Annotated in this window: 16 protein-coding genes; 10 read left to right on the forward strand and 6 right to left on the reverse strand. The window is 52.4% G+C overall.

Annotated elements, in window-relative coordinates; all coding sequences use genetic code 11:
- Window positions 1–72 precede the first annotated feature (72 nt).
- Both guaA and JNC80_RS09575 read left to right on the forward strand, forming a co-directional pair.
- Complete coding sequence (gene guaA, locus JNC80_RS09570; protein WP_075654792.1) at window positions 73–1,629, forward strand: glutamine-hydrolyzing GMP synthase; 1,557 nt, start codon at window positions 73–75, stop codon at window positions 1,627–1,629.
- Window positions 1,630–1,810: 181 nt separating this feature from the next.
- The gene (locus JNC80_RS09575) at window positions 1,811–2,521 is read left to right on the forward strand and encodes a phosphoribosylaminoimidazolesuccinocarboxamide synthase (protein ID WP_376710179.1); all 711 of its coding nucleotides are present in this window, start codon (window positions 1,811–1,813) and stop codon (window positions 2,519–2,521) included.
- 148 nt (window positions 2,522–2,669) lie between these two features.
- Here the strand turns inward: JNC80_RS09575 and JNC80_RS09580 are convergent, their stop codons facing one another.
- Window positions 2,670–3,389: a L,D-transpeptidase gene (locus JNC80_RS09580; RefSeq protein ID WP_238481704.1), complete on the reverse strand. Its 720-nt coding sequence runs from the start codon at window positions 3,387–3,389 to the stop codon at window positions 2,670–2,672.
- 188 nt (window positions 3,390–3,577) lie between these two features.
- Window positions 3,578–5,155, reverse strand: a complete 1,578-nt coding sequence (locus tag JNC80_RS09585) for an EAL domain-containing protein (protein ID WP_376710180.1) — start codon at window positions 5,153–5,155, stop codon at window positions 3,578–3,580.
- 677 nt (window positions 5,156–5,832) lie between these two features.
- Here JNC80_RS09585 and ureB point away from each other — a divergent pair.
- From ureB to JNC80_RS09610, 5 genes are all read left to right on the forward strand, one after another.
- The gene (gene ureB / locus JNC80_RS09590) at window positions 5,833–6,594 is read left to right on the forward strand and encodes an urease subunit beta (RefSeq protein ID WP_376710181.1); all 762 of its coding nucleotides are present in this window, start codon (window positions 5,833–5,835) and stop codon (window positions 6,592–6,594) included.
- 90 nt (window positions 6,595–6,684) lie between these two features.
- Entirely contained in the window at window positions 6,685–8,400 is a 1,716-nt protein-coding gene (gene ureC / locus JNC80_RS09595) for an urease subunit alpha (RefSeq protein WP_376710182.1), read from the forward strand.
- Between the two features lie 210 nt (window positions 8,401–8,610).
- Window positions 8,611–9,303 carry an alpha/beta hydrolase gene (locus tag JNC80_RS09600; RefSeq protein ID WP_221720464.1) on the forward strand — a complete coding sequence of 231 codons (693 nt, stop codon included), beginning with the start codon at window positions 8,611–8,613 and terminating at the stop codon, window positions 9,301–9,303.
- Between the two features lie 376 nt (window positions 9,304–9,679).
- On the forward strand, window positions 9,680–10,969 hold the full coding sequence (locus JNC80_RS09605) for an NCS2 family permease (RefSeq protein ID WP_075654458.1): 1,290 nt from the start codon (window positions 9,680–9,682) through the stop codon (window positions 10,967–10,969).
- Window positions 10,970–11,240: 271 nt separating this feature from the next.
- Window positions 11,241–12,632, forward strand: a complete 1,392-nt coding sequence (locus JNC80_RS09610; RefSeq protein WP_075654794.1) for an MATE family efflux transporter — start codon at window positions 11,241–11,243, stop codon at window positions 12,630–12,632.
- 59 nt (window positions 12,633–12,691) lie between these two features.
- Here the strand turns inward: JNC80_RS09610 and JNC80_RS09615 are convergent, their stop codons facing one another.
- Both JNC80_RS09615 and JNC80_RS09620 read right to left on the reverse strand, forming a co-directional pair.
- Window positions 12,692–13,381 (reverse strand): hydrolase, encoded by a 690-nt coding sequence (locus tag JNC80_RS09615; protein WP_376710183.1) that lies wholly within the window; start codon window positions 13,379–13,381, stop codon window positions 12,692–12,694.
- A 109-nt stretch (window positions 13,382–13,490) separates the two neighbouring features.
- Window positions 13,491–14,372 carry a pirin family protein gene (locus JNC80_RS09620; RefSeq protein WP_376710184.1) on the reverse strand — a complete coding sequence of 294 codons (882 nt, stop codon included), beginning with the start codon at window positions 14,370–14,372 and terminating at the stop codon, window positions 13,491–13,493.
- Between the two features lie 166 nt (window positions 14,373–14,538).
- On the opposite strand from JNC80_RS09620, the gene JNC80_RS09625 reads away from it, so the two are divergent.
- On the forward strand, window positions 14,539–15,465 hold the full coding sequence (locus tag JNC80_RS09625) for a LysR family transcriptional regulator (protein WP_376710185.1): 927 nt from the start codon (window positions 14,539–14,541) through the stop codon (window positions 15,463–15,465).
- Window positions 15,466–15,508: 43 nt separating this feature from the next.
- Here the strand turns inward: JNC80_RS09625 and JNC80_RS09630 are convergent, their stop codons facing one another.
- Window positions 15,509–17,830, reverse strand: coding sequence for a heavy metal translocating P-type ATPase (locus tag JNC80_RS09630; protein WP_376710186.1), 2,322 nt, complete (start codon window positions 17,828–17,830; stop codon window positions 15,509–15,511).
- Window positions 17,831–17,904: 74 nt separating this feature from the next.
- Between JNC80_RS09630 and JNC80_RS09635 the strand changes: the two genes are divergently transcribed.
- Together JNC80_RS09635 and JNC80_RS09640 are read left to right on the forward strand one after the other, a co-directional pair.
- Complete coding sequence (locus JNC80_RS09635; protein ID WP_075654461.1) at window positions 17,905–18,354, forward strand: MerR family transcriptional regulator; 450 nt, start codon at window positions 17,905–17,907, stop codon at window positions 18,352–18,354.
- A 25-nt stretch (window positions 18,355–18,379) separates the two neighbouring features.
- Window positions 18,380–18,727, forward strand: a complete 348-nt coding sequence (locus JNC80_RS09640; RefSeq protein ID WP_028233691.1) for an ArsC family reductase — start codon at window positions 18,380–18,382, stop codon at window positions 18,725–18,727.
- 27 nt (window positions 18,728–18,754) lie between these two features.
- On the opposite strand, the gene JNC80_RS09645 is transcribed toward JNC80_RS09640, so the two are convergent.
- Entirely contained in the window at window positions 18,755–19,774 is a 1,020-nt protein-coding gene (locus JNC80_RS09645; protein ID WP_376710187.1) for a polysaccharide deacetylase family protein, read from the reverse strand.
- Window positions 19,775–19,898 lie beyond the last annotated feature (124 nt).

Genomic DNA, 19,898 nt, shown 5'->3' on the forward strand with positions numbered 1-19,898 from the left:
TGTACCCTAATATATTGTCGCGGGTTTCGATTCCGGCTTGCAACAATCAACATAATTCTCTAGATGCTGCCCATGAGCACCCATCCCGATACTATCCTTATCATTGACTTTGGCAGTCAGGTCACGCAGCTGATAGCGCGGCGTGTGCGCGAGGCCGGAGTCTATTCCGAAATCGTGCCGTTCCAGCTGGCAGATGAAGCGTTCAAGCGCATCAATCCGAAAGCTGTGATCTTGTCCGGCAGCCCGCATTCGACCACCGATATCGGTAGTCCGCGCGCACCACAGGCAGTGTTTGAAGCCGGTATTCCGGTTATGGGCATTTGCTACGGTCAGCAGACCATGTGCGAACAGCTGGGCGGCAAGGTCGAGAGCGGCCATGACCGTGAATTCGGTCGTGCATTCCTCGAAGTCAACGAGGACAGCGCGCTGTTTTCCGGCATCTGGGCCAAAGGCACCCGCCATCAGGTTTGGATGAGCCACGGTGATCGTGTAACAGCGCTGCCGGAAGGCTTCAAAGTTGTCGGCACATCGCCGAATGCACCATTTGCAGCCATTGCCGATGAAAAACGCAAATATTTTGCGGTGCAGTTCCATCCGGAAGTGGTGCACACACCGGACGGCGCGAAACTCCTGCAGAATTTCGTCCATAATATTGCTGGCATCAAGCCGGACTGGACAATGTCCGCCTATCGCGAACAGGCTGTTGAAGCTATCCGCAAACAGGTTGGCAAAGGCAAGGTTATCTGCGCGCTTTCAGGCGGCGTGGACTCTTCCGTTGCAGCGCTGCTCATCCATGAAGCGGTTGGCGATCAGCTGACCTGTATTCTGGTTGATCACGGCCTGATGCGTAAGGATGAAGCGGCACAGGTTGTTGCGATGTTCAAAGAACATTACAACATGCCGCTGGTTCTGGTGAATGCGCAGGATCGTTTTATCTCCGCTCTGGAAGGTGAAACTGATCCGGAAGTGAAGCGCAAGACCATTGGCCGTCTGTTCATTGAAGTTTTCGAAGAAGAAGCGGCTAAACTCGGTGGTGCAGACTTCCTCGCGCAGGGTACCCTCTATCCTGACGTGATTGAAAGCGTATCTTTCACCGGTGGTCCTTCGGTTACAATCAAGTCGCATCACAATGTCGGCGGTCTGCCTGAGCGCATGAATATGCAGCTCGTGGAACCACTGCGTGAACTCTTCAAGGATGAAGTGCGCGTTCTCGGTAAGGAACTCGGTCTGCCGGACAGTTTCATCGGCCGCCATCCGTTCCCGGGTCCGGGTCTGGCAATTCGTTGCCCGGGCGGTATCACCCGTGAGAAGCTGGAAATCCTCCGTGAAGCTGATGCAGTCTATCTGGACGAAATCCGTAAAGCCGGTCTTTATGACAAGATCTGGCAGGCTTTCGCAGTGTTGCTGCCGGTGCAGACCGTTGGTGTTATGGGCGACGGCCGTACATATGAATTCGTTTGTGCGCTGCGTGCGGTAACATCGGTTGACGGTATGACAGCTGATTTCTACCACTATGATATGGACTTCCTTGCCAAGGCAGCGACCCGTATTATCAATGAAGTACGCGGTATTAACCGCGTGGTCTATGATATTACCTCGAAGCCTCCGGGCACCATTGAGTGGGAATAAGTTGAAGAACAATGCGCCAATCGGCGCATTGTTTTTTTCTGGAGCATTTCACAGTCAAGTTGATCCAATTTGACGTAGGGATAATGCGACAAACTAAAGAATCCAGAGCGAGCATTGCGATCCAACATGAACGTAAACCGCTTTGGGTATGATCAGCGCATAAACCTGAGCGGGCAAACGAATGAACAGCAGCGAAAAGATTTACTCCGGCAAGACCAAAGACCTCTACGCCTTGGAGAACGGCAACATTCTTCTGGTGTTCAAGGATGATGTAACCGGCTCGGATGGTGTGATTGATCCGGGTGCAAATACCGTTATTGGTCAGGTTGAAGGCAAGGGGCGCAAATCTCTTGGCATGACGGATTATTTCTTCAAGCGTCTGCATGCTGCTGGCGTGCCTACACACTCGGTCAATCTTGATCTTGAAAAGGGCACGATGGAAGTTCGCCGTGCTGAGCCTTTGGGCAAGGATATTAACGGCACCGGCGGCTTTGAATTTGTTTGCCGCACCCGTCCTTGGGGCAGTTTCATTCGCCGTTATCAGCAATATATTCGTAATACCGAACAGAAATTTGACTATCTTGTTGAAATTACTGTGAAAGATGATGAACGCGGCGATCCGCTTATCAATGACGACACCATCGTTGCGCTCGGCCTTTTAAGCCCTGACCATCTTGCAAAGGCTAAGGACATTACCCGTAATGTGTGCCGTATTGTAGAAGCTGACTTGCGTGGTTTGGGTCTGACGCTGATCGATATGAAGATTGAAATCGGCCTGATCGACGGTGAAGTCGTGGTTATCGATGAGATTTCCGCTGATGCCATGCGTGTTATGGATGAAACAGGCAAAGTGCTTGAACACGGCAAAGTCTATGAAAAGCTGATCGGCTGACTGAGAAAATATTTCTATCCTCTTTTCATAAGTGAAACGGATAATAAAAACACCGCCGTAGTTGCGAAAACTGCGGCGGTGTTTTTATGTCTCGGGTTTGAACACTGCCCCGAAATGCAGAGATCACGGGGCAGGGTAGATTGGTTTTTTATTTCACGACAATGCGTGCACCAGGCTTTACGCGGGAATGCAGGTCGATAATGTCCTGATTGATAAGACGGATACAGCCTGCGGAAACGCCTTTGCCGATCGATGAAGGTTTATTCGTGCCGTGGACGCGGTAATAAGTGTCGATGCCGTCTTTATGCATATAGAGTGCGCGCGCGCCCATCGGATTTCCCGGGCCGCCGTCAACGCCGTCTTTGTAGCGCAGATACTGGTTCGGATTGCGCTTGATCATGTTCTGGGTCGGCGTCCAGCGCGGCCATGCGGCCTTATGCGCGATAATTGCATCGCCGCCGTTAAAGCCGCGTGCTGCGGGGCCGACACCCACGGCATAGCGGACAGCCTTGCCTTCCGGCAGCACAAAATAGAGATAGCGTGCAGGCTGGTCGACAATAATGGTGCCCGGTTTTTCTGTGGTCTTGTAATCGACAACAGTCCGGCGGTGTTCCGGTTTCAGCTTGGCCAGATCAATCGCAGGGATCTGGTAATTCTGATCCGTCATTGCGCGATACATATACGCGGCGCTGTCAGTTTCCGGTGTCGCTGCCGGTGCTTCCGGCTCGGATACCGGTTCCGGTTTCACCGGCTGCGGCTGGGTTACGCTGGCATTGAGCACAGGTGGCGGATTCTGGACAGTGGTACAGGCAGAAAGAGCAGCAGCGCAGGCGAATAACAGGGATAATTTCAGCGGGGATAATGACACGGACAAACCGGCTCCAGTTTTTAGCAAGGAAGACAGCTTGCTCCCTCGCGATACTTAAGGTTTTCTTAAGCGTCTACAAAGAGTTTACCAAGTGATCAATTATTTTTACAAAGATTGGGCGAATGTCAGAGGGATGGTATCTTTTTGGCAACGCTCAGTTCTGCGCAGGACAGGGAGCTGCAGAGCGGTTACTTCCCACGTTTCGGTTTCTGTCCCGATAAATGCTGGCACATATGGGACTGGAAAACAGTAATCGGCTGCGGCTTGGAGAAATAAAAGCCCTGAAGATACTGGACGCCTCTCTCTTGAAGATAATCGGCCTGCTGACGTGTCTCGATACCTTCTGCAATGATCCGGAGCCCCAGTTGCTGCGACAGATCAATAATGCTCTGCAAGACATGGCGGGAGAAGTCATTGCTGCCAATGCCGGTAATAAAGCTACGGTCAATCTTGAGCAGATCGGCCTGAAACTCTTTCAGATAATTGAGATTGGAGTGGCCGACGCCAAAATCGTCCAGTGCGATCAGAATTCCGGCCTGACGCAACGTATGGATTTGCTGTAACAGTTCCGGCGTTGGCTCTATTGCTTCACGTTCGGTCAGTTCCAGCATCAACCGTATCTTGTTTTGCGAAAACTGGCTCAGGAAATAGTGACAGCTTTTGATCAATTCAGGATCGGCCAGATAAACGGCAGAAACATTGATACTGATATGGAAACCGTCAGGAAGCTGTTTCTCCAGCAGTCTAAATTCTTCCGCAACGCGCCGGATCAGGGCTGCCGTCATCGGAATAATCAGTCCGGAACGTTCCATAAAAGGAATAAAACTGTTTGGCAGGATCATGCCTTCAAGCGGATGATCCCAGCGGGTCAGCACTTCCGCACCAACCCATTCATGGGTGTCGCTCCGCACAATTGCCTGATAATAAGGGATAAATTCATTATTGCGGATGGCGCGCTTGGCCTCAGCAGTCATGTTGCGGGCATTGACCGTCATCCGGTTTGTTGCAAATGCACTCAGCCCGCCAAGAATGACGAGCAGGATGATAAGCGGCAGATGGCGGGATAAAATATAGTCCCGTAATGCGCCGCTGTGAAAACCGGTCTCAACCGAAAACGGATATTTATCGGAGCGGTCGCGGATCAGAATGCTGTTGCTGGTTCCGGCAGATATGTTGCGGACTTTGCCGTCCTGCTCAAGCCGGTAAGAACCGATAATCAGCGTTGTTGCCGGTGTCATCTCATGACTGTTGAGCAGCTGAATAATATGCAGGCCGTCAATACCGGCCAGAATAGATGACGTGCCGTTTTTCCATCGGTAGAGCAAAATTGCACGGTCAGGAGAAACTCTGTTTCCGGCGATTAAGGCCAGCCGGTCATCATAAAAATGGGCACTTGTGACGGGCAGACGCGTGTCACCGTAAATGGTGCTGCAGGTTATTGTATCATTTTTGATGACTGCCAGCGATCTGACAAAAGATGCCGTGGTGGCTTTGATACGCAGTGTTTCGACAATTTCGGAACAGGGTTTTTCAATCAGAGGTGCAGCGTCTTCAGTTACTTTTCTTGCATTGTCGAGAATATCATCAACATGTTCAATAACGGCACGGCTGGCTGACTGGGCTCTTTCCTGTAAAGTATTGCCGGATTGCCAATATAAAATCGGCAGTCCCAGAAGTATAGGCGTGAAAAAAGCCAGCAAAACGACAATAATATGCCGTGCTGTATAATTGCTTTTTCCGAGCTTAAACTGACGATGCCAAATCACTGCAAAGGCTTTCGTATTTATCTGCCTTTCCTCCCATACAGGGAAAGACTTAGGATTCAGTGTAAAATTTCATTTTTAGGTTTAATAAAACAACATTTGTCATTGTGTTCAGCTGTGTTTTTTAACCGTGCAGAGCGCAGCAATGTCCCCTTGACTTCGGTTTATACTGCTGTCTTTATCGGGCTTGCGATGACTCAGATTGACCAATCCGCATCGCAGTTTTTTCTTCATACAGAACTGAAATGACAGGGCCGAGATTGCTGACTTTTTTTGTCGTTAATCACATGATGGAACATTTCTCAGGACTTAATGTCGGCTAGTTTCAGCCGCTGCGAAGTGCTGATGCCCTTTCTGTATTGCTAATCCATATCATCCGAAATTCACCGGCATAGCCGATGCTGCTTGCGGGCGTATTGCGTCTTGTAATCATCGCTATGATTATATCACCGTCATGACTATAGGCGGTGGTAATGTCGTGTAATCTGCAACTCTTCCTGTTCTGCAGGACGCGTTGTGATGTCATTGATATTGGTCAGTGCAAAGCGCATCAGCTGTGTATTTTCGCAGCACGTCCATTCTTCACACAGGCTCCTTGAAATTCATAGCGGCTTGCCGAGGATTTGGCACGCCTTGCGATTTGCTGCGCCTGTGTTTTCCCGAAAATAAAGGAGACACCATTGCATCTTACACCTCATGAAACCGACAAGCTGATGCTTGTAACCACCGGCCAATTGGCACAGCGCCGTCTCGCACGCGGGTTGCGTCTCAATTATCCGGAAGCCATTGCCCTGATCTCGCTGGTGATGCTGGAGCTGATCCGCGACGGTCAGCACTCAGTTGCTGAACTAATGCGCCTCGGCAGCACCATTCTCGGCAGACGCGAAGTCATGTCCGGCGTGGCCGAGATGATTGAAGATGTGCAGATTGAAGGCACATTCAAAGATGGCACCAAACTGGTTGCCGTGCGCACGCCGGTCAGTGCCGACAAGGGCGACATGAAACTGGCGCTCTATGGTAGCTTTCTGCCGGTTCCGGAGAAAATGCAGGATGATGAAGAGATCGGTATTGCCGGTCAGGTTGTCTGCGCTGAAGGCGAAATCCAGCTCAATGAAGGGCGCGAAACTGTCACAATCAGCGTCACCAATACCGATAGCCGTCCTGTACAGATCGGCAGTCACTTCAATTTTGTTGAAACCAATCCGCGTCTGAAATTCGACCGAGAAGCAGCCTATGGCAAGCGTCTGGATATTCCGGCGGGTCTGGCTGTGCGCTTCGAGCCGGGTGAGACCAAGGACGTTACACTGGTGGCAATTTCCGGCAATCAGATCATCCGCGGCGGTAATAATCTGGTCGATGGTGCAGTGGATGCGGAGAATAAAGCGCGCACGCTTTCCCGCGTGAATGAGCGTGCTTTTGCCGACAGTCGCAGTGCTGAATGAGCGCTTTTATCACAGATTTTACGCAACAATTTAAGCTTGCAGAGTGCCGGATATATGCATCACGCCGCGCTCTGCCGATAAGGATAAAACATGGTCTATAAAATAACCCGTGCAGATTACGCCAAGTTTTTCGGCCCGACCAAGGGTGACAAAGTTCGTTTGGGCGATACCAATCTCTATGCGGAAGTCGAGCATGATTACACCGTCTATGGTGACGAATGCATCTTCGGCTCCGGCAAGGTCATCCGCGATGGTATGGGGCAAGCAACGGGTGTCAGCAGTGATAAGGCACTGGATTGTATCATCACCAATGCGCTGATCATTGATTATACCGGCATCGTCAAAGCTGATATCGGCATCAAGAATGGCAAGATTGCCGGTATCGGCAAAGCCGGTAATCCCGATATCATGGCTGGTGTGCATCCGGATCTGGTGATCGGGGTGAATACAGAGGTGATCTCAGGCGAGGGCTGTATTGTCACTGCCGGTGGTATTGATACGCATTTCCACTATATCACGCCGTCGCAGCCAATTACTTCGATTGCCAGCGGACTGACTACCGTACTCGGCGGCGGTACCGGTCCTGCTACAGGCTCGATGGCCACGACCTGCACACCGAACCCGAACTACTTGCATAATATGATGCAGGCGACCGATGATCTGCCACTCAATGTGATCTTTACCGGTCGTGGCAGTTCATCCCGACCTGAAGGTATGCGCGAGCAGGTTCTGGCCGGTGCTGCTGGTCTGAAGCTGCATGAGGACTGGGGCACAACACCGGCAGCTATTGCAACCTGTATGGATATGGCTGACGAATATGACATTCAGGTCACCATTCATATGGATTCCGTCAATGAAAGCTGCACGGTGGAAGATTCCATCAAGGCTTTCGGTGGTCGCTCCATCCATGCCTATCATGCGGAAGGTGCAGGCGGTGGTCATGCGCCGGATCTGATGCGCATCTGTGCGGAAGCCAATGTGCTGACCAGCTCCACCACGCCGACTTTGCCTTACACCGTGAATACGGTGGAAGAGCATCTCGATATGCTGATGGTCTGCCATCATCTGGATAAGAATATTCCGGAAGATGTGGCTTTTGCAGCCAGCCGTATCCGTGCCAATACGATTGCTGCCGAAGGCGTGCTGCATGATATCGGCGCGATTTCCATGATGACATCTGACAGTCAGGCGATGGGGCGCGGTGGTGAAGTGATTATGCGGACATGGCAGGTCGCCGATCAGATGAAGGCGCAGCGCGGAAACCTGCCGCAGGATGGTGCAGGAAATGATAATTTCCGTATCAAACGCTATATCGCCAAATATACCATCAATCCTGCCATTGCCCATGGTATCAGCCATCTCATCGGGTCAGTTGAGACAGGCAAAGTCGCGGATCTGGTATTGTGGAAACCAGCATTCTTCGGTCAGCGACCTGAACTGGTGATGAAGAGCGGTTTCATTGCCTATGCGCAGATCGGCGATGCCAATGCATCAATCCCGACACCGCAGCCGGTAATCATGCGCCCGATGTTCGGTGCTTTGTCTTCCGGTATCGGCAAAACATCAATTCTGTTCGTCAGTCAGGTATCGGTCAATGACGGCAATGTGCTGAATCTCGGCCTGAACAAGCGCATCGAACCGGTTGTCAAATGCCGTGGTCTGACCAAGGCTGACATGAAGCTTAATGATGCATTGCCGAAAATCACCGTTGATCCGAAGACGTATAAAGTCAGCGTTGACGGCGCAGAGGTCGGGGCTGAACCGGTTTCTGTCGTGCCGCTCGCGCAGCGTTACAACCTGTTCTGATTATTAAAGACAGCACGCCGTGTAGCAATATGCGGCGTGCTGCTACGAAAAATATTGAATGTCCCGTTGCCGGATAAAACAGGCGCTCTAATTACGAGGCACTGTCGTTACAGCAATATCGCATCATTCTAAAATAATAATATTCCCTGTTCTGTAACGCATCGAAAGACAACACATCTTTCAGGATTATCACTGCAAAAGGAGATAGCTATGGGTAGTCAGCTGACAATTGTATTGGTGCACGGGTTTTGGGGCGGTGCCGCCCATTGGAGCAAAGTTATTCTCGAATTGTCCCGTAAAGGATATGGCAAAATCCGTGCCGTGGAAATGCCGCTGACATCTCTGGCGGATGATGCGGAACGCACCCGCAAAATGGTTAAACAGCAGGAAGGCAAGGTTTTGCTGGTCGGCCATTCCTATGGCGGAGCGGTTATTACCGAGATGGGCAATCTGCCAAATGTTGCCGGACTGGTCTATATTGCGGCCTTCGCACCGGATGCAGGGGAAAGCCCTGGTGGTATCAGTCAGGCAAATCCGCCCGCAGCCATTGCCAATCTGGCTCCGGACAGTGACGGCTATCTCTGGATTAATTATGACAAATACCATGAAAGCTTCTGTCAGGATATGAGCGCGGACGAAGCGCTGGTAATGGCTGTAGCGCAGAAGGCGCCAATTGCCACGACATTCGGTGATAATGTGACCGACCCTGCATGGAAACATAAGCCGGTCTGGTATCAGCTTTCAACGCAGGATCACATGATCCATCCGGCCAATCAGAAACATATGGCTGAACGGATGAAGCCGCGCAAAATGATTGAGCTGGATGCAAGCCATGCTTCACTGGCTTCCCGCGCGGCAGAGGTTGCAAATCTGATTGATGAGGCTGCAAAAGCGCTCGGCTAAAGCTGTTTCTATATTGATCTTACCTGATCACCGCTATGATGCGGCCTATTAAAACGGAGTGTGTCGCAGTGTTCACGCGCGACACATTCCGGCTTTGAACCGGCATATCATCACGATTGTCAGCCTTTTTTACCTGCGAGATTCCGGTGTATAAAGCCTGCACTGCGGAGTGCCGGAGGGTGCTGTGCATTTACGCGACCGGCTATTCATGATAATGGCGAAAATGTGGCATTGTTTTATCCCGCCGGATCAGGCGCTATAAAACAGGTCGTCTCCCGTGGACTGCAGCAGGTTTTGCTATCAGGATTTTGCGAGGAGGCCATTCATCTGCAAGACGTCAGAATGCTTTCTTACCAAAGACTGACAGGGAGCTACCATGCTGGAAAAGCTTTTCAAATTACAGGAACATAAGACCAATGTGCGCACAGAAGTGCTCGCCGGTCTGACAACGTTCCTGACAATGTCCTATATCATTTTTGTTAATCCGGACATTCTGTCCTCGACCGGCATGGATCGTAATGCGATCTTTGTCGCGACCTGTCTTGCCGCAGCGCTTGGCTCTATCGTGATGGCATTTGTTGCCAACTGGCCGATCGGTATGGCACCGGGCATGGGTCTGAATGCGTTTTTCGCTTTCACCGTTGTCGGTATTATGGGCTTCACATGGCAGCAGGCTCTGGGCGCTGTCTTTATCTCCGGTGTGATTTTCTTTATCCTCACCATTTCCGGCATTCGTAGCTGGCTGGTTGACGGTATTCCGAAATCCCTGCGCAGTGCGATTGCTGTCGGTATCGGCATGTTCCTTGCGCTAGTCGGTATGAAAAGCTCCGGCATTATTGTCGGCAGCGAAGCAACTTTCATCACCCTTGGCGACCTGACCAAAACCGGTCCGTTGCTGGCGATCTTCGGCTTCTTCGTGATGGCCGTTCTGGATGCGCTGAAAGTGCGCGGCGCAATTCTGATCGGTATTCTGGTTGTGACCGTTCTGTCGATCATGCTCGGCGTCAGCCAGTTTCAGGGCGTATTCTCAGCACCGCCAAGCCTGATGCCGACATTCATGCAGCTCGATATTATGGGCGCTCTGCATGTGGGCTTCCTGCAGGTTATTCTGGTTTTTGTGCTGGTTGAAGTTTTTGATGCAACCGGTACGCTGATCGGCGTGAGCAAGCGTGCAGGTCTTATCCCTGAGGGTAAGCCGAACCGTCTGAACCGCGCTTTGTTTGCAGACAGCACTGCCATCATCGGCGGCTCACTGATCGGTACCAGCTCGACAACCGCTTATGTTGAAAGCGCTTCCGGCGTTCAGGCCGGTGGCCGCACAGGTCTGACAGCACTGGTTATCGCTCTTCTGTTCCTTGCTGCCTTGTTCATTTCACCTCTGGCCGGATCCGTTCCTGCCTATGCAACAGCGCCGGCGCTGATCTATGTCGCCTGTCTGATGATGCGTGAAATGTCTGAAATCGAATGGGACGATGTAACGGAAGCTGCACCAGCTGCTCTGACAGCTCTGGGCATTCCGTTCACCTATTCGATTGCCAATGGTCTGGCCTTCGGCTTCATCAGCTATGTTGTGCTCAAGGCCGGTTCGGGTAAATGGCGGGTTATTCATCCGGCAACATGGATTGTTGCGGCACTGTTTGTGATCCGCTTTGCCTATGTGCATTAAAGCATAGTAATCCTGATTGTTACTATGTTGAGCCGCAGTGCCGGAAAGCACTGCGGCTCAACACATTTGATTGTTCTTTCAGATCGCTCTCGATCTTCATGAACCGGCATGATACAGCATGGTTCTCAATGTTAAGCGCCGGCTTCTTTGTCCGGAAATTGCTTGCGAATATACCATAACAAAATGAGCGTATTTTCCTGAGGCAGTCAGGCCGGAAAGTGCTTTGAAAACCCGGTCTGTGCCGGAAAAAGCTGTCGGGAGGCGGCTGAACATGACTGCAATTACGCAGACAAATACAGGTAATCGCTGGGGGCGGGAGGTCATTTCGTCCTTTAAACTTGGCTGGCCGCTGATTTTTACGAATCTTTCGCAGGCAGCGCTGACAGCAACGGATGTCATTCTGATCGGGCGTCTCGGCGCCGATACGCTGGCTGCTGCTGTGCTGACGACCAGCTTTTATCATTCGATGATGATCTTCTGCATGGGGCTGGTTTCCGCCACGCTGCCGATGATGGCGATGGCGCTTGGCCGCAACCGCCATTCCGTGCGCGATGTGCGCCGCACTGTGCGTCAGGGATTCTGGACAGCGATTATTATCTGCATTCCGTTCTGGGTGCTGCTGTGGAATGCGGAATCCGTGTTCCTGTTTATGGGACAGCGGCCAGATATTGCCGCGCATTCCGTGCAGATGATGCATACGCTGCAATGGGCGATGCTGCCATATCTCGGCTATATCGGTCTGCGTTCATTTCTGGCGGCAATGGAGCGTCCGCTCTGGACATTGCTGATTGCGGCTTTTGCTATCGTGTTCAATGCGATTGCTGCCTATAGCCTGATTTTCGGTAAATTCGGTATGCCGGAAATGGGGCTGCGCGGTGCCGGTATTGCCACCACAGCTTCCAGCTGGATGATGTTCTTTGGTCTGGTTGTCGTTGTCTGCACTCATAAGAAATTCCGTCGCTACCGTTTGTTCGGCCGCTTCTGGCGCCCTGACTGGCCGCGTTTTCTTGAACTATGGCGCATCGGTTTACCAATGGCGCTGACCTTTGCTTTCGAAACCACGATCTTCTATGCGGCGGTGCTGATGATGGGTAAAATCAGCCCGACATCACTGGCCGCTCATGCGGTAGCGATGCAGATTGCTTCCTTAAGCTTTATGGTGCCACTCGGCTTCGGACAGGTGGCGACGGTGCGTGTTGGCCGTGCCTATGGCGCGGGTAACCGTGAGGCCGTGGCCTATGCAGGCTGGAGTGCCTATGCTTTGGGGGTCGGCTTCATGGGCGTGATGGGCCTGTTGATGATCCTGATGCCGAAGGTGTTTATCAGTGCGTTTCTGGATATTCGTGATCCGGCCAATGCGGAAGTGATCCGGCTTTGCATATCATTTCTGGCTTTTGCGGCACTGTTCCAGATTGTTGACGGGGCGCAGGCGGTGGCAGCGGGTATGCTGCGTGGTTTGCGGGATACACGCATTCCGATGTTTCTGGCGCTGCTCGGCTATTGGGGGGTCGGCTTACCGCTTGGCGCGCTGCTGGCCTTTACCTTCAACTTTGAAGGGATCGGCGTGTGGATCGGTCTGGCGACGGGACTTGCAATTGTCGCTGTGCTGATGACACAGCGCTGGATGCGCCGCGACAGTCTCAGCAATGTGGTCTATGTCTGATAAAAAATGGCTGCGGAACAGATAAGTTCCGCAGCCATTTTCATTTTTGTGACCGGAAATTATTTCCGCATTGAATCCAGAGTTTCGTGATTTTTCTCGACTTCCTGTGCCTTCATATAGCTTTCAATCAGAAGCTGGTAAGGCGGGAAAATAAGGGTATAGACTTTGGCCCATTCCGCCGCATCATCACGGTTCCAGCTGCGTTGAATTTCAGAGGCTACCGCTGCGGTATCCATCGGAATAACACCGGCCTGCGTCACCCGCGCCAGCGTAATTTCCTGAGCCATTTTGGAATAGGTGCCGGAAGCATCAACAACGGCAAAAACTTTATATCCGTCATAGACCGCTGAAATCGACGGAAAGGCCATGCAGACACTGGTAATTGTACCGGCAATAATCAGGGTCTTGCGGCCTGTTGCTTTGACGGCGGCAACGAAATCCGGATTATCCCATGCATTAATTTCGCCTTTGCGGGCAACATATTTGGCGTGAGGGGCATTCTCATGAATTTCCGGTATCAGCGGGCCGTTCGGTCTCTGCGGCACTGATGCAGTGGTGATAACCGGAATTTTTGCCAGTGTGGCGATCTTGGCCAATGCGGTTGCACGGGCGCGTAATTCTGTCATGGGCATATCGCCGACGGTCTGAAAAAGCCCGCTCTGGTGGTCAATCAGCAGCATGACAGAATCTTCCGGGTCGATAACCGGCCGCTGACCGTTAAAATTGGCAATGGTTGATGGAATATTCATTTCGACGTCTCCCTTGGATTAAATGTCAGGCTGAATCATTTCATCATCTGCCGGTCTCACGAAACTGGGGGGCAAGGTGAGACCGGCAGCGCATGGCCGGATAAACCGGTCATGAAAGGGGTATGTGTCCGAATTGGCCATTCTGAAAATCGCGGAGGGCGGAGCTGATTTCTTCCGTGCTGTTCATTACAAATGGCCCATGAATAACGACAGGCTCGTTAATTGGTTCCCCGCTGAGAACCAGAAAAGAGGCATTATTGTGCGCTTCTATCCAGACATCCGTGCCGTGGCGATCCAGTAAAACCAGCTGAGCCTCACCGGCCTGCTTGTCATTATTGATTGTCACTGAGCCGCTGAGCACGACCAGCATTGCCGTATGTCCGTCGGGAATAGTCAGGGTTGCAGTTGTGTTCTGCCGCAGGCTGACATCCCATAAATTGACGGGCGTGAAGGTACGGGCAGGGCCTTTGACCTTGTTATAAGCACCGGCAATAACGCGCAGGCTGCCTGCCTTATCCGGCAGGTAAACAACTGGTATCTCTGCACTCCGTAAGTTCTGATAGCCGGGTTCTGCATTTTTATCTTTCGCAGGCAGATTGACCCAGAGCTGAACCATTTGCAGCGTGCCGCCCTGTTCAGTAAAGGCGCGCGAATGCAGTTCTTCATGCAGGATGCCTTTGGCTGCCGTCATCCATTGCACATCGCCCGCACCGATCGTGCCGCCCTTGCCGGTTGAATCCCGATGCTCGAGCTCGCCCTGATAAACAAGCGTGACTGTCTCAAAGCCGCGATGCGGATGAATGCCTATGCCCCGCCGGTCACCGGAGGCATGACCGGCAGGGCTGAATTCTGCCGGACCTGCATAGTCAAGCAGAAGAAACGGGCTGACATGATCGCCATGGCTGGCATAGGAGAAGACTGAGCGGACCGGAAAGCCATCGCCTACCCAATGCGGGCGGGGGCTGCTGTAAACACCTAATACCTTTCTCATTATCTGTCTCCTGTATTGTGCTGAATGACAGGAAGATATGAGCAGGACAAAACTAGCGGTAGTCCGTAAAAACGCACTACAATGTCTGAAATATGAGACAATACCGTAGCGATTTAAAATAATACGGTTATATTCATGGAAACAGACGACATGACAGGGAGTTTCCATGCAGGATCTGAATGATCTGAGATTTTTCGTGGTTGTGGTGGAGCAGGGTGGTTTTGCTGCTGCGGCGCGAAAGCTGAATATGCCGCGCTCCCGTCTGAGCCGCCGCATCGGTTTGCTGGAAGATAGTCTCGGTGTGCGGTTGATCCAGCGCACAACCCGTCATTTCGCGGTGACGGAAGTCGGGCATGAATATTACCGCCATTGTGTGGCAATGCTGGTTGAGGCAGAGGCTGCGCAGGAGGTGATTGACCGGATGCGCTCGGAACCGCAGGGTATCGTGCGGGTCAGCTGTCCGTCCTCGATGATTTACTTCCAGATCGGCGACATGATTGCCCGTTTCATGCAGGAAAATCCGAAAGTTGATGTGCTGCTGGAAAGCACCAACCGCCGCGTTGATGTGCTGCGGGAAGGTTTTGATCTGGCAATCCGCGTGCGTTTTCCGCCGCTTGATGACAGCGATCTGGTTATTCGTAAACTGGCAGAAAGCCCGCAACGCCTTGTCGCCAGCCCGTCGGTGATTGCTGAAATCAACCGGCCATTGGTGCCGGCTGATCTGGCTTCTTTACCAAGCATGGCATGGGACCCGCTGCGGGTGGATCATGAATGGTGTCTGGAAAAAGCAGATGGTGCAACCGCCAGAGTGCATCATAAACCGCGTCTGATAACGGAGGATATGGTGGCTCTGCGTATGGCCGCAATACATGGCGTCGGGGTCTGTCAGTTGCCGACAATGGTCATCCGCGATGATCTGCGTGAGAGGCGTCTGGTCGATGTGCTGCCGGAATGGGCACCGCGTACCGGCATACTCCATGCGGCGTTTCCGTCGCGGCGCGGCTTGCTGCCTTCTGTTCGCTCGCTGCTGGATTTCCTCGGCAATGAATATGCAAAAATCGCCCGTGAAGAAACGGATTACAGTCTGACATAAATAAAAAGGGCACCGGATGGTGCCCTGTTTTATATCGTGGAGATTATGGTTTCCAGCGCAGCAAGCGCATGGCATTGGCTGTCACCAGAACCGTGGCACCGGTATCGGCCAGAATGGCTGGCCACAGGCCGGTAATGCCGAGGATCGTGGTGATGAGGAACACCACCTTCAATCCAATGGCGAGCGTAATATTCTGCTTGATATTCGCCATGGTTGTTTTTGACAGGTCGATCATATTGGCAACGTCAGTCACGCGGCCATGCATGATTGCGGCATCAGCGGTTTCCAGCGCCACATCAGTACCGCCGCCCATGGCGATACCGAGATCGGCAGCGGCCAGTGCCGGAGCATCATTGATACCGTCACCGATTTTCGCAACCACCTGCTTATCGGCTTTCAGCTCTCCAACCACGCGGCGCTTGTCTGCCGGCATCATTTCCGCATGGACTTCCATGCCGAGATCGCGGCCGATCGCTTCTGCCGTACGGCGGTTGTCACCGGTCAGCATGATGGTGCGGATACCCTGAGCCTGCAGCGCTTTGATGCCCTGACGCGCATCTTCACGCGGCTCATCCCGCATGGCAATGCCTCCGGCAAGCTGATCGCCGATCATCAGCAGCGAGACGGTCTTGCCCTGATCATTCATATCAGCGATGCGCTTCTGATCCGCATCGGAAATGCTGGTCTTGGCGGCAATTGCTTTAGGAGAGGCCAGCAGAACAGCTTTGCCGTCAACTGTACCGGATACGCCTTTACCACCAAGCGCCGCACCGTCATGTACCTGCGGCAGAGTCAGTTTGCGATCTTCCGCAGCCTTGAGAATGGCAACAGCAAGCGGATGGCTTGAGCCTTGTTCCACAGCCGCCGCATAGCGCAGCACTTCTTCTTCCGAACTGCCAAAGGCGATAATGTCGGTAACAACAGGCTTGCCTTCTGTCAGCGTGCCGGTCTTGTCAAAGGCGGCTGCGGTTACATGACCGGCGCTTTCCAGAACTGCACCACCCTTCATCAGCAGACCACGGCGGGCACCGGAAGAAAGACCGGCAGCAATCGCGGCAGGCGTGGAAATAACCAGCGCACAAGGACAGCCGATCAGCAGAATGGCCAGACCTTTATAGATCCATTCATTCCAGTCACCACCGGCAACAAGCGGCGGTATAATTGCCACCAGAGCAGCAAGGATCATTACTGCAGGTGTGTACCAGACCGAGAAACGGTCGATAAAACGCTCGGTCGGTGCTTTGGATTCCTGTGCTTCCTCAACCTGTGCGATAATACGGGCAATGGTGTTGTTCTGCGCCGTGGCAGTGACTTTAACCCGCAAGACAGCATCGGAATTGATGGTGCCTGCGAAAACCTTGTCGCCGACTTCTTTATTCTTAGGCGTGCTTTCACCGGTCACAGGGGCTTCATTGACGGCGCTGTTTCCGCTGATAATTTCACCATCGGCGGCAATACGGTCACCCGGACGCACCAGAATAACCGCACCAAGCGCGAGAGTGGATGCATCCTGCTCAATGATCTGACCGTCTTTTTCCACACGCGCGGTTTTCGGCACCAGATCGGCAAGGCCGCGAATGGAGTTGCGGGCACGCCGTGCCGCCACACCCTCCAGAAGTTCACCGATCAGGAACAGGAAGACAACCATCGCGGCTTCTTCCACAGCACCGATAAACAGCGCGCCGACAGCGGCAACGGTCATCAGTGTTTCAATGGAAAACGGTGTGCCGAAACGGGCGCCGGCCAGAGCGCGGCGGGCAATCGGCACCAGCCCCACCAGCATTGCAGCGGAGAAAATATAGATTTCATATTGCGGTACAAAATGGCCGAGAAGATAGGCCGCAACCAGTGCCGTACCCGCAGCAATGGTCACTTTGGCTTTGCTCTGCTGCCACCATGGCTTGCTGTCTTCATCGGTGCCATGGTCATGCATATGCAGAGGTGCGGCCTCTTTGACCTGCACTTGTTTCTGCTCGTGTGCATGACTGTGACTATGGGGTTTATGATCATGCGAGGCATGATCGTGGCCGCTGTGGTTGTGCCCTGTGTGATCATGGTCGTGATGGCTATGATCGTGGTCATGATCACCGGAACAAACATGCGCTTCGGTTTCCGGCTCTGCAACAACAGCGCCTTGATTGGCACCCAGATAGCTGGATTTATAGCCGAGTTTTTTCAACTGGCCGGTAATGGCATCAGCTTCAATACCATTATGGGTTACAGTCATGGTGCCTTTGGTGACCGAAACATTGACATCGCTGATCTGTTTGCCAAGGCGGCGCACAGCCGTGTCAATTTTCATGGCGCAGGAGGCGCAATCCATGCCTTCGACGCGGAATTTATCCTGACGGACGGGACCGGACATCTCCAATTTCCTTTTCTCTTGCATCTTTTGAGAAAGACCCTAAATGCTCTAGTGGCTATAGGAGCAAGCGGAAAATGGACAAAAAAGGTTATACGATTGGCAAAGTTGCAGCACGCAGCGGTGTTAAAGTGCCAACTATCCGTTTTTACGAGCAAATCGGGCTGATCCGCGAGCCTGAACGCACCGAGAGTCAGCGGCGGGAATATGGCGCGGAAGATATTAAGCGCCTGACTTTTATCCGTCATGCCCGTGATCTCGGCTTTGAAATCAATGATATTCGTGAATTGCTGGCGATGACTGAGACGCCCAATGCGTCTTGTCACGAGGCAGATTCGATTGCGCGACGTCATCTTGATGAGATTGAAGACCGGATTGAGCGCCTGTCAGCCTTGCGTGATGAATTGCGCCGCATGGTGAGTGAATGTGATCACGGACGGGTTTGTGAATGCAGAGTGATCCAGATACTCGAAGATCACAGCCAATGCGGTCACGATCATGATCATCCGGCACAGACGCTGAAATAGCATTATCTATAAGAGAGGAATGGACGTGACTGTAACTATTTACGGAATTAAAAACTGTGACACGATGCGCAAGGCACAGGACTGGCTCACAGAGCAGAATATCACCTTTGACTTTCATGATTATAAAAAGGTTGGTCTGGATCGTGCCAAGCTGGAAAACTGGTGCCAGACACTGGGCTGGGAAACGGTAATCAACCGCGCAGGGCAGACATTCCGTAAACTCGATGATGCACAGAAGCAGGATTTGACTGAAGCCAAAGCCATTGAGCTGATGCTCGGCAATCTGTCGATGATTAAGCGTCCGGTTCTGGAAAAAGACGGCAAATTGCTGGCCGGTTTCAAACCGGAAATCTACGCGGAATTTTTCGCTTAAATCTTCAAACTGCCGTTCTCTGTTCTGTCAGAGAACGGTTTGTCTTTTATGCAGTTCCGGCTCCGCCAGATAATCCTGATAGCTGACGCAGCGTACATCCTCACGCTTGCACACATCACGGGCAAAACGCTCCAGCGCATTCCAGTAAGCGCCGTTATTCATCAGCACAAAGTGAAAGCCCATTTGCAGCGGAATGCGCTGGCCGTCATATTGTTTGTTGAACGCATTCATAAAGGCATCATAGCTGCGCTGCTCAAATTGCGCTGCCTGTTCCGGTTTTTCTTTGCCGCCCGAATGACGCACATAGAGATTATAGTCCATGGCAATCACGGGTTTGCGGGCAGGGCCTTCCGGTATCAGCGGCAAGCCGAAACTTTTGAGACCTGCAAGATTCTTTGGCAATTCAGGCCCTGAGGTCACGCCGCTGGCCTGATAGGCAAAACCGCTTTCACGCAAAGCTGTCTGCACCGGCTTGTCATCGGAGAGATAGGGCGCACGAAAGCCGGTGATCTTGTTATAGACCAGATCTTTCCAGCCTTCCGGTTCGCCATCAATTTTATTGGCGCTCCATGCATTGCCGACAATAGTGCGGAATGCCTGAATTTCCTGCGCCCATTCTTTTGCCGTCCAGCTCTTGCCGTCAAAATGGCCGCAGCCGTGGCTGGCAATTTCATGGCCTTCCAGATTGGCTTTCCAGACCTGATCGAGACGAGTGGCAATTTCTGCTTTATCCTGTGCAAAGCCAACATTGGAGCGACCTGCTTTCATGCGCGGTGGCTGATATTGCGCGCGGTCTGCGCGTTCCAGATAAAACACGCAGGAGAGAAAATAGGTGAAATGCGCACCGGTTTCCTGTCCCAATGCGCGGCTGCGTTGCCAGAGCTTGTTATCATGCGCGCCGTCAAAGGAGATAATCACCACCTGTTTCGGGCGGGTATCAGCCGGTTTTTCCTGTTGCTGAGGCGCTGCGGGCATATCGGGCATAGCCTGCGCAGCCGTGGCCAGACACAGAGAAACCGCAAAACCGGAAAGAAGAGACTGATACATGAAAACGAAAGCTCATTGCTAAATCGGAAGCGGATTGATTAGGTATGAAATGTGGCAAAGCACAGGCAGAGAGCGCTCTGCGTCCAAATGGATGCACAAAGATGCTCTGATCTTTTGATACTGT

Source organism: Pseudochrobactrum lubricantis (assembly GCF_041929865.1).
GTDB lineage: Bacteria > Pseudomonadota > Alphaproteobacteria > Rhizobiales > Rhizobiaceae > Pseudochrobactrum > Pseudochrobactrum saccharolyticum.